At 72.6% G+C, this 7,290-nt stretch carries 8 protein-coding genes; 3 read left to right on the top strand and 5 right to left on the bottom strand.

Annotated features, from left to right (window positions below; genetic code table 11):
- The 3 genes from ABWI04_RS40950 to ABWI04_RS40940 form a co-directional block, all read left to right on the top strand.
- Window positions 1-1,784 (top strand): AAA family ATPase (locus tag ABWI04_RS40950; RefSeq protein WP_353835779.1); only part of this gene is annotated, 1,784 nt, incomplete at its 5' end.
- 54 nt (window positions 1,785-1,838) lie between these two features.
- A complete protein-coding gene (locus ABWI04_RS40945) occupies window positions 1,839-2,924 on the top strand; it encodes a winged helix DNA-binding domain-containing protein (protein WP_353835778.1) in 1,086 nt (361 codons plus the stop codon).
- 27 nt (window positions 2,925-2,951) lie between these two features.
- Window positions 2,952-3,647, top strand: a complete 696-nt coding sequence (locus ABWI04_RS40940) for a histidine phosphatase family protein (RefSeq protein ID WP_353835777.1) — start codon at window positions 2,952-2,954, stop codon at window positions 3,645-3,647.
- Between the two features lie 24 nt (window positions 3,648-3,671).
- Here the strand turns inward: ABWI04_RS40940 and ABWI04_RS40935 are convergent, their stop codons facing one another.
- The 5 genes from ABWI04_RS40935 to ABWI04_RS40915 form a co-directional block, all read right to left on the bottom strand.
- Window positions 3,672-4,520 (bottom strand): 5-oxoprolinase subunit C family protein, encoded by an 849-nt coding sequence (locus ABWI04_RS40935; protein WP_353835776.1) that lies wholly within the window; start codon window positions 4,518-4,520, stop codon window positions 3,672-3,674.
- Window positions 4,517-5,131 carry a 5-oxoprolinase subunit PxpB gene (pxpB, locus tag ABWI04_RS40930; RefSeq protein WP_353835775.1) on the bottom strand — a complete coding sequence of 205 codons (615 nt, stop codon included), beginning with the start codon at window positions 5,129-5,131 and terminating at the stop codon, window positions 4,517-4,519. The genes ABWI04_RS40935 and pxpB overlap by 4 nt, the downstream gene beginning before the upstream one ends.
- Window positions 5,128-5,880, bottom strand: a complete 753-nt coding sequence (locus tag ABWI04_RS40925) for a LamB/YcsF family protein (protein WP_353835774.1) — start codon at window positions 5,878-5,880, stop codon at window positions 5,128-5,130. The genes pxpB and ABWI04_RS40925 overlap by 4 nt, the downstream gene beginning before the upstream one ends.
- Window positions 5,881-5,970: 90 nt before the next feature.
- A complete protein-coding gene (locus ABWI04_RS40920; RefSeq protein ID WP_353835773.1) occupies window positions 5,971-6,339 on the bottom strand; it encodes a UCP033725 family protein in 369 nt (122 codons plus the stop codon).
- A complete protein-coding gene (locus ABWI04_RS40915; RefSeq protein ID WP_353835772.1) occupies window positions 6,336-6,863 on the bottom strand; it encodes a hypothetical protein in 528 nt (175 codons plus the stop codon). Before ABWI04_RS40915 ends, ABWI04_RS40920 begins: the two co-directional genes overlap by 4 nt.
- Window positions 6,864-7,290: the final 427 nt, after the last annotated feature.

The raw sequence follows: 7,290 nt of genomic DNA, 5'->3' as shown, positions 1-7,290 counted from the left end.
CCGCCCCCGAGCGCAAGGCGCCGCCCGAGCGCCGGACGGAGTCGCCGGACATCTCGGTGGCGGACGCGCTCGCGGAGCTGGAGAGCATGATCGGGCTGGAGCCGGTCAAGCGACAGGTCCGCTCCATCGCCGCGTCCATCGAGGCGGCGCACATGCGCGCCGCCGCCGGCGTCCCCACCGAGAAGCCCATGCGGCACTTCGTCTTCGTGGGGCCCTCCGGCACGGGCAAGACCACCGTCGCCCGCGTGCTCGCCAAGATCTTCTACGCGTTCGGGCTGCTGCCCGAACCCGCCCTGGTCGAGGCCCACCGCGCTGACCTCGTCGGTGAGTTCCTGGGTGCGACGGCCATCAAGACCAACCGGCTCGTCGACTCCGCTCTGGGCGGGGTCCTGTTCATCGACGAGGCGTACAGCCTGGTCAACTCCGCGGAGGGGCAACCCGACCGGTTCGGCGACGAGGCCGTCCAGACCTTGCTCAAGCGAGCTGAGGACGACCGCGACAACCTCGTCATCATCCTGGCGGGGTACGAGACACAGATGGCGGAGTTCCTCGACTCCAACCCCGGGCTGGCCTCCCGTTTCGGCACGCGCGTGCTCTTCCCGTCCTACCGCCCCTCGGAGCTGTTGCAGATCGCCGACTTCCACACCGCCCTGCGCGAGGACAGGCTCGACCCGGAGGCCCGCCGGAGGCTCGCCGCCCGGTTCGAGGAGGTCGAACGGCGCGGCATCATCGACGACCTGGGCAACGGCCGGTTCGTCAGGACGCTGGCCGAGGCGGCGGCGCGCGCGCGGGACGTGCGCGTGGTCGAAGCCGTCTCGTCGTCGGGTGCACCGGCCAGGCCCACCGCCGACGACCTGGTCACCGTGCGCGCCGAGGACGTGGAGACCGCCTTCGCCGAGGTCACCGAGCGGTTCCGCGGCTACGCCGAGACCCCGACCCTGGACGAGGCGCTCGGGTCCCTCGACGCGATGATCGGGCTGGAGCCGGTGAAGCGGCAGGTCCGTGAGATCGCCGCCCAGTTGCAGGTGGCCCGGATGCGGCAGGAGCAGGGCCTGGTCACGCGCCCGCCGACCCGCCACTTCGTGTTCACGGGGCCGCCGGGCACGGGCAAGACCACCGTCGCGCGTGTTCTCGGCAGCATCTTCGCCGCGTCGGGGCTCCTCGCCCGCCCGGAGGTGGTCGAGGCACAGCGCGCCGACCTCGTCGGCGAGCACCTCGGCGCGACGGCGTTGAAGACGAACAAGATCATCGACTCCGCCCTCGGAGGCGTCCTGTTCGTCGACGAGGCGTACGCGCTGAGCAACTCCGGCTACTCGGGCGGCGACGCGTTCGGGGCGGAGGCGGTGCAGACGCTGCTCAAGCGGGCCGAGGACGACCGCGACCGCCTCGTCGTCATCCTGGCCGGATACGACGCCGACATGACCCGGTTCCTGGCCTCCAACCCTGGGCTCGCCTCCCGGTTCGACGTGCGCGTGGACTTCCCCTCCTACGGGCCCGACGAACTGCTCCGCATCGCCCAGCTCATGGCCGAGCAGGGCGGCGACCAGTGGGAGGAGCGCGCCCTGGACGATCTGGCCCTCGTGTTCCAGCGCGCATGCGGAACGGGCCGGATCGACGAACTGGGCAACGGACGCTTCGCCCGCTCCATGTACGAGAAGGCGTGCGCGTGCCGGGCGCTTCGGGCGGCACGGCTCGGGTCCGCGGCGACCGCCGCCGACCTCACGCTCCTCACCACCGACGACGTCCGGGACGCCTTCGCCGAGCTGTCCCACCGCCTCGCCTGACCCACCGCCGGGGGCGCCTCGTGGAATGTCGGTGAGCCGCGATGTAATCGGCGCATGGCCTCGGTGACGTGGAAGCAGATCCTCGCCTGGCGGATGCGGCGGCAGTTCGTCGAGCAGCCGGAGGACGTGCCCGCCCCGGAGATCGCCCGGCGGCTGGCGGGCGTGCAGGCGCAGGTGGCGTCCGCCGCCGAGTTCGCCGTCGCGGTGCGCCGGCGGACGCCCGTCTCCGGCGAGGTGACACGGGCCCTGCTGGACGATCGGACCCTCGTCAAGACGTGGGCCGCGCGCGGCACCCTGCATCTCCTGCCCGCCGACGAGGCCGCCGCCCATCTCATGCTGTGCTCGTCCATCCGCAACTGGGAGAAGGGGACCTGGCAGCGGACCTTCGGCGCCACGCCGGCCGACCTTGAGGCGATCGCCGCTGCCGCCGCCGACGCGTTGTCGGACGGGGCGGCGCTCACGCGCGAGGAGCTCACCCGGGCCGTCGTGGACGAGACGGGCTCACGGCATCTGGCCGAGGTGCTCGGATCCGGCTGGGGCACGCTGCTCAAGCCGCTGGCCTGGTGGGGCGTGCTCTGTTACGGGCCGCCCCAGGGCACCAAGGTCACTTTCACCTCTCCGGCGCGATGGCTTCCGGGCTGGACGGGTCTGCCCTCCATGGAGGAGGCGGCCCGTACCGTGATCCGTGCCTATCTGGGCGCCCACGGGCCCGCGACCCCCGAGATGTTCGACAACTGGCTGATGCGCAAGCAGAGCCGGAAGAAGGACGTCAGGGCGTGGTTCGCCGCCGCCGAGGATGGGTTGTCCTCTGTCGAGGTCGAAGGCGTCTCCATGTACGTCCTTGACGAGCACAGGGACGAACTCCTCGACACCGCGCCCACCACGTCCGTCCGGCTGCTCGGTGGGTTCGACCAGTACATCCTTGGCGCCGGGACAGGTTCGCCCTACCTGGTGCCGCCCGAGCACAAGAGCCAGGTGAGCCGAGCGGCGGGATGGATTTCTCCGGTCGTCCTGCACGAGGGCCGTGTCGCCGGCGTCTGGGAAGCCGCCGGAGGCGACGTGACCGTGACCCCGTTCGAGGACATCCCGGCTGCGCCGTTGAAGGAGGAACTGAACCGGCTGGCCCCCTTGCTGGGCTGACGAGCGTCTCCGTCTAGGGTGCGCAGAGTGGACCAGCGGGATGAGCCGACCGAGTATCGGCAGACGCCGTACAAGGCGCCGGACGGCGCCACCGAAGTCCTTCTCATCAGGCACGGCGCTTCCGCGCCGGCGCGCCCAGACAGGCCGTTCCCGCTCGTGGACGGCCACGGCGACCCCGGACTCGCGCCCGAGGGGCGGGAGCAGGCGGAGCGGGTCGGTGAGCGGCTCGCCGGTGAGCGCCTCGACGCCATCTACGTGACGCCCCTGCGCCGCACGTCCCAGACGGCGGCGCCGCTGGCCCGCCGCCTCGGGCTGGAGCCCCGGGTCGAGCGGAACCTGCGCGAGGTGCACCTCGGCGAGTGGGAGGGCGGTCTCTTCCGGAAGATGGTCGCCGAGAACGATCCGGTGGCGCAGCGGATGTTCGCCGAGGAACGCTGGGACGTCATCCCTGGGGCGGAGAGGAACGAGGCGTTCGCCGCGCGCATCGAGGAGGGGCTCGTCCGTCTAGCGGCGGCCCACGCGGGTGGACGGATCGCCGTGTTCACCCACGGCGGGGTCATCGCCCAGGCCCTCGCGGCCGCCACCGGTGCCAGGCCGTTCGCGTTCCTCGGCGCGGACAACGGCTCGATCTCACGGCTCGTCAGGATCGGCGCCCTGTCGTCGCTGCGCGGCTTCAACGACGTCTCGCACCTGGACTGGTCCGTCCCCGCACCGCTGACCTAGACGCCGGGCGACACGGAGGCGGGGCTAGAGCCGGAAGCGAAGCCTCTGCCCCGGGCGCAGTTGCGCGGCGTCGGCCACGGCGGCCGAAGCGAGCACCGCGACCACCGGGTAGCCGCCGGTGGTCGGATGGTCGGCCAGGAAGATGATGGGCAGCCCGCTGGGCGGCACCTGGAGCGAACCGATGACCATGCCCTCGCTGCCGAGTTCGCCGTCGCGCGCCCGTTCGAGGGGCGGCCCGTTCAGGCGGACGCCCACGCGGTTGCTGTCCGGCGACACCTCGTAGAGGGCGGACGTGAGCGTGGCCAATGCGTCTTGGGCGAACCAGTCGTCACGCGGACCGGGCAGGATCCGCAGGAGCGGGGTCTCCGGCATGACCACTGTGGGCACGACATCCACATTGATGTGCCGTAGACCCGCCGCAGAGCCGACCGGCAGGCGGTCACCTGGCGCGAGCGGCGCCGGCCCGAGGCCGGACAGTAGGTCGGTCGAACGGCTGCCCAGCACTTCGTCTACGGCGATGCCGCCTCGCACGGCGACGTAGCTACGGAGCCCGGACGCGGGTGCGTCGAGTTCGACGACGGCGCCTCCCCCCACGAAGCAGGGCGCGTTCATCCCGTGAGGGCGGCCGTCGATGCGCAGCGTCACCGGAGCGCCGGTCACCGCGATCCAGGCGCGGCGGTGGAAGCGCAGGGCGGCGCCGCCGAAGGTGAACTCCACGCCCGCCGCGCCCTCCGGGTTGCCCACGAGACGGTTGGCCAGCCTGAACGCGCGCTGGTCGGCGGCTCCGGACCGGGGGACGCCGAGATGCGCGCGACCGGGCCTGCCGAGATCCTGGACGGTCGCCAGCGGGCCGGGCCGCACGACCTCGATCAAGAACGCTCCTCGGGGACGAACCGCACCCGCGTCCCCGGCCGGAGCAGGGACGGCGGATCGCGCGACACGTCCCACAGCGGCAGGCGGCTGTGGCCGAGCAGCCGCCAGCCGCCCGGCGACCGGGACGGGTACACGGCCGCGTACGGACCCGCCATCGCGACCGAACCGGCCGGGACGGCCTTCCTCGGTGAGGCGCGGCGCGGCACGTGCAGTGCCGGATCCAGCCCCGACAGGTAGCCGAAGCCCGGGGAGAAGCCCAGATAGGCGACCGTGTACGAGGCGGCGGAGTGCCGCCGGACGACCTCCTCGCGCGACAGTCCGGTGAGGGAGGCGACCTCGTCGAGGTCCTCACCGTCGTAGACGACGGGTATCTCCAGTGGCTCGGCGTCGCTCACCACGTCGTCGGCCAGGCGCAGCCGCGGGAGGCGCGCGGCCAGACCGTTCAGGTCGGCGGAGCGGTCCGCGACCACCAGGACGGTCCGTTCGCCTGGGACGACGTCCACGACACCGGGCAGTGGGACGTTCCTGAGGGCGGCATCCATCCGGTGGGCGGTCGCCAGGTCTCCGGTCTCCACGAGCAAGGCGGTGTCGCCGACCCGCCGCACCTTCACGCGAACGATTCCAGGATGACGCCCGCCGCGGACAGCGCGGACCGGACGGACCTGGCGAGGACGACCGCCCCGGGGGTGTCGCCGTGCACGCATATGGAACGGGCCTTCAACGCGACCTCGGTGCCGTCCACCGCGACGACGGTGCCGTCCACGGCCATCCGCACAGCGCGCTGCACGACCGTGTCGGGGTCGTGGACGACCGCCCCGGGCTCGCGTCGGGACACGAGCGCGCCGGACGGCGTGTAGGCGCGGTCCGCGAAGCACTCGGCGACGACGGTGAGGCCGTCGGCGACGTCATGCACCGCGGAGCCCGGAAGGGTGAGCAGGGGGAGTGACGGATCGTAGGCCCGCACCGCGTCGGCCACGGCGCGCGCCTGGACGGGGTCACGCGCGACCCTGTTGTAGAGGGCGCCGTGCGGTTTCACGTACGCCACGCGCCCGCCTTCCGCGCGCGCGATGCCGTCGAGCGCCGAGAGCTGGTACAGGATCTCGGCGGTCAGTTCCGGGGCGGCCACGTCCATCTCCCGGCGGCCGAAGCCGGCGAGGTCCCAGTAGGAGACCTGCGCGCCGATCGTCACCCCGCGCTCGACGGCCGCCGCGCACACCCGACGCATGATCAGCGGATCGCCCGCGTGGAACCCGCACGCCACGTTCGCGCTCGTGATGACGTCGAGCAGCGCCGAATCGTCGCCCAGCCTCCAGACCCCGAACCCCTCGCCGAGGTCGGCGTTGACGTCGATGACCGTCATGCCCCACTACCCGTCATGCCCCACTACCCGTCATGCTCTGCAACCTCATGCCCCGCGACCCGTCAGAGCCGCTGCCGCCGATTCCCGTGCTCAGACGGTCTCCTCGCGGAGATCCTCGATCTCGTGCCGGGACGCCCACGCCTGGTACACGCCCCGGTCGAACGGCTCCAGGCCGAGCCTCTCCGCCACCGGGACCTTGCCGCCGCTGTACTCCACGCGCAGCCAGCCCTCGTGCTCGCCGAGGACCACGAACGGCTCGCCGCGCCACGTGCAGTGGGTGGTCACGTACTGGAGGCGGTCGACGTCCGCCAGGGGCACCACCTGGACGTACCGGTCAGGGGAGACCTGCCTGAACCCTTCCGCGTCTCGTGGGGCGTAGATGCGCACCCGGTCGCCGTCAGGGCTCGCCTCGTACTCGGCGCCCCGCCAGCCCGCGTAGTAGCCGTGCCGGATGCTCACCCCTGGCCTCCCGGCAGTTTCACGAGCCACCTGCGCAGGTCGGCGTCGTAGCTCGCCACAAGGGAGACCCTGCCCTGCGCGTCGAGCCGATGCATCTCGGCCTTGTGGGGCAGGCGCTGGCTCTCGACCTTGAACTCGGGGATCGCGGGCCCGTCGCCCGGCGCGTACCCCGACCCGGGGAACGGCGCCTTCTCGATGACCCATCCGCCCGCGATGATGCCCATGCTCCACTCGTCGATTCCGCCCAGCGGACGCCGGAACAGGTCGGGCTTCACGGCCGGCCAGCGGATCACGAAGATCTGCTCATCGGCGGGCGCGAACGGCGACCCTTCGTACACCAGCCCCAGAGCCCGGATCAGCGCGGCGGGGGTTTTCAGCTCCTGAACGTCCTGGAAGCGGTGCACGTAACCGGCGACCAGGTCGTAACCGCCTTCCAGATAGTGCTGCACATGCTCGGGCCGCACGACCTTCTGCATCACCACGACCTGGGACGCGTCAGCGGGCCCCTGCGTCTGAGGCCCCATGCCCCGGGCGCCTGACGGGGCCCGGGCCCCGCGTTCGACGATGCTGGGTGCTCTCTCTACGCGGGTCTGCGCGCTTCCAGGGGAGGGCGGCGCGGCCGCGGCCGGGACGCTCTGCTTCCGGGTATCCGTGCTGGGGGGCCTTGGGTCTGTGCGCGGGTGCGGGGCTTCGGCCCGTGCCCGCTCGCGCTGGCCGTAAAGCGGCGCGACAGGAAGACCCTGCGGATCGGCAGGCGTCTCCCGGGCCGTCGATGGTTCCTTCGCGACCGGTCTTTCCCTGGGGACAGGCGTCTCCCTGGTCGGCGGGGCCTGCCCGGCGGCGGGGACCTCGGGCCGCGGCGGGGGGGGGGCCCCCGGCATAGCCCCGCGCGTGTTAGGGCCGGGCCCCCGCGCGCGAGGGGGCGCCCGGCCCGGGCGCGGGGGAGCCGGC

Source organism: Actinomadura sp. NPDC000929, assembly GCF_040492065.1.
In the GTDB taxonomy this organism is placed as follows: domain Bacteria; phylum Actinomycetota; class Actinomycetes; order Streptosporangiales; family Streptosporangiaceae; genus Spirillospora; species Spirillospora verrucosospora.
This window is presented reverse-complemented; position numbering and strand designations above follow the sequence as displayed.